Origin of the sequence: Spiroplasma sp. ald (genome assembly GCF_044714355.1) — a bacterium.
Lineage (GTDB): Bacteria > Bacillota_I > Bacilli_A > Mycoplasmatales > Mycoplasmataceae > Spiroplasma > Spiroplasma phoeniceum.
In genome coordinates this window covers 1-3133 of the sequence record NZ_RXFY01000111.1, presented here as the reverse complement: position 1 = coordinate 3133, position 3133 = coordinate 1, and the positions used below count along the sequence as shown (strand labels likewise).

General features: G+C 22.9%; 3 protein-coding genes. 1 reads left to right on the top strand and 2 read right to left on the bottom strand.

Going from position 1 to position 3133, the window contains the following annotated elements; translation table 4 throughout:
* Positions 1 to 687: hypothetical protein (locus tag EHU54_RS05145; protein ID WP_400249306.1), on the top strand; the 687-nt coding region annotated here is incomplete at its 5' end.
* Positions 688 to 1212: 525 nt separating this feature from the next.
* On the opposite strand, the gene EHU54_RS05140 is transcribed toward EHU54_RS05145, so the two are convergent.
* Positions 1213 to 1815, bottom strand: a complete 603-nt coding sequence (locus EHU54_RS05140; protein WP_400249305.1) for a lipoprotein — start codon at positions 1813 to 1815, stop codon at positions 1213 to 1215.
* Between the two features lie 97 nt (positions 1816 to 1912).
* Positions 1913 to 2977, bottom strand: a complete 1065-nt coding sequence (locus tag EHU54_RS05135) for a ribosome-inactivating family protein (protein ID WP_400249303.1) — start codon at positions 2975 to 2977, stop codon at positions 1913 to 1915.
* Positions 2978 to 3133: the final 156 nt, after the last annotated feature.

Sequence of the window (3133 nt, the reverse complement as noted above, 5' to 3'; positions counted from 1 at the left end):
GTTTTAACTAATGATGGTAAACCAACCGAAGAATTAGTTTATTCAACTTATAATTTAAAACAATTAAATCCTAAAACTAACCGAGTTTATTTAATTAATGAAAAAACAAAATCAGTTGATGCAAAAACACCAGTTAGTGATAGTGAAAAAGATAATAATTGCGAATTCTTACAAACACCTGATGGTACAAATTGTAGTTATATAATTGATATGTTTTCTATTCAAGCCTTATATAAAGGTAATTTTGAAATTATCTTTTATGCTGATAACCCATATACTAATAATGAAGAAGATTATTTAAGATTATCAGTATGAAGTTTTAGAGGTAAAACAAAAAGTGTCTTAAATAATTATTTACGCGATATGACAACTAATTATAAAACTAGTTTCTTATTACCCCATGACTATGAAGTACCAACATTTAATTACCCACAATATGTTTTACCACCAGTACCATATAACTATGAACCTTATACCAAAGATATTTGAGATGGTAAAACATGACAAGCATTAATAACTAAAATTACAGCACCAGCACAATGTAAAAAAGAAATGACTTTAAATTATATTAATTTATTTTCTGATGAATTTAATGAAGGTTATTGTGAAACTGAAATTGATTTAAAACAAATTGACCCAACAATTCAAAGTATTAGTAAATTCCAAGATGCTTATAAAACAATATAAATAAGTAATCTTAATAATTTACAAGTTATATGTTTTAAACCTGATATAGAAAGATTTATTTATGATAGAGATGTTAATTTATCCGGTGGAGTAAATTCTTGTACTATTAGTTTAGGAACATTAAATAATGCAAAAATATATAATAATGGTTTACCACAAACTGATAATGTTAATTTTGAAAATACAATAACTTTATATACAGATAATATAAATAATGATATTAAAACATTCACTACTGCTTATACTACTGGTTTACCTAGCGAAAACTATCAAAATATTTATATAACTGAAAAACATAGTAATAGTCGTATTAAATTTTTATTACAAATAACAAAATTATCTGATAATATTAATGATAAAATTAAAGAAACATATTTACAAGCATATTATACAAATGATTTAAAATTAAAAATTAGATTTTCAAAAGTATTATTCGCACAATTAGGAATATTATTTGGTTTTTCTGATGAAGGTTATGTAGGTAATGATAAAGATATAACCATAGACTTAAATGCTTTGGGTGTATTAGGTATTAGAAATAAAAGTACTAACCCAGTTAAAATTACATTTAAGCCAAGATAAAAAACAAAAAAGAGATAATAAATCTCTTTTTTGTTCGCCTTTAACTTTTACATTACCTTTATCATCAACTATTAAATTTGACTCTGTTGTATTTAAATTTCAACGATAAACTGATTTTATATATGTACCATTATCATTTTTTCAATATCAACGGCGATTTGGATATTTATTTTCTTGAATAAATAAATCTGTATTATGTGATGATAAAAATTCTAATACAAGGACACATTCATTATGTTTGTCTAAAATTTTGTTGTGTGATAAATCATAATTTTTAAATTTAATAATTCTTCAATCAGTATTTTTATCACCACGCCATACTACATAATAATATTTACTATCAACCTTATTAAATGGTTTTTCTTGTGGTGCTATTCATTCTAAGCTGTTTCTTATTTCTTGGTTAGTAGTATTTATTTTATTCTTTTCTTTTAGTTCTTTAAGTTCTTCTTTTGTATATTCTTGTGGTGTATTACAAGCAACTAAACTTGTTGTACTTGTTCCAATTAAAGTGATTGTGGATAAAATACTTAATATTTTTTTCATATATAATTTTCCTTTTATTTATTGTTTTTTGTTTAATTAAAAATGAAAATAATTAAACTTATTTTCATTTTTAATATTTATTTTATTTATAAATTTATTAGCAAGTAAAAACATGAAATAATCCGTATCCTGGAATTAAATTTTTTCAAGTAATATGATTAACAATATATCTTCCAACAGTACATTCTGAATCTGATGATGTGCTATCAATCTTATTAAAACACATTAAGTTGTTTTTTCCAGTACTTCTTGTATTTCTATTATTACATTGATGTAAATGTCTAAGCATAGGATATGAAAATATTAAAATTAAATTTCTACTTACAAAATTATTTAAATTTCCATTTTCTGTTAAATAATTTATAGCATTTTGAGTTGTAGAATCTCAATTTGTTATAATATTATGGAAACTTGTTTCTCAGTAATTATTTGTATTATCTTGAATAAGTCTTCTTACCTCTCTAAAACGCATACTTTCTGCTGTTGCCAAAATAACACGAGCAAATGCTGCTTGAATTATATTAGTATTATTTCTATATCTAGCATCTGATCCATAATTAAATAAGTCATTAAAAGCTTGAGTTATTCCAGTTCAACTAATTGATGGATTTCCTCTAACAATAGTGTTATAGTTTGAATCAAAACCTAAATTATGAGAAGTTTGATCAGGAATACTATTTATTGTAGAATCAGAAAAATGATAAAAAGTTGTATTTCATGTAAAACCTTGTAAATAAAAATCACTTGATCTAAAAATTAAATCTATTATTCCTCTATTTTCAATATTAAAAGGAACAACAAAATAGTTATAATTACTGTCTGAATTTATAACATAGTAATTTGTATCACAAACAACCGAAACATTACTATTTGAATCTGAAATAGATAATATAATATTGGCACGTAATAATGATTTTAAAACTTTATTACATAAATCTTTAAAATAATCTCTTACATTTCAATCAACATTTACAGCTTCTGTTTTTAAAAAGTTTGTATTTCTTTTACTTCTATTTAATTTTTCTAAATTACTTGTTTGTTGATAATTGATATCAATATTTTTGATAGTTTCTTCTTTTTGATAAGGACTAGCGGCAGTTGTTGTTGGAATATCGGTACCACTAATAGTTAATATACTTAATAAACTAAGTAATTTTTTCATTACTGTATTTCTCCTTTTCTTAATCTTGAAACTTTTTATCAAGTTCTACCTTCAGTATATATATATATATATATATATATACAAGTCTAAAATAGGATTATTTAATAAATTTATTATTCAAAATAACTTTTATTACACACTTTAAAATCTAAATTA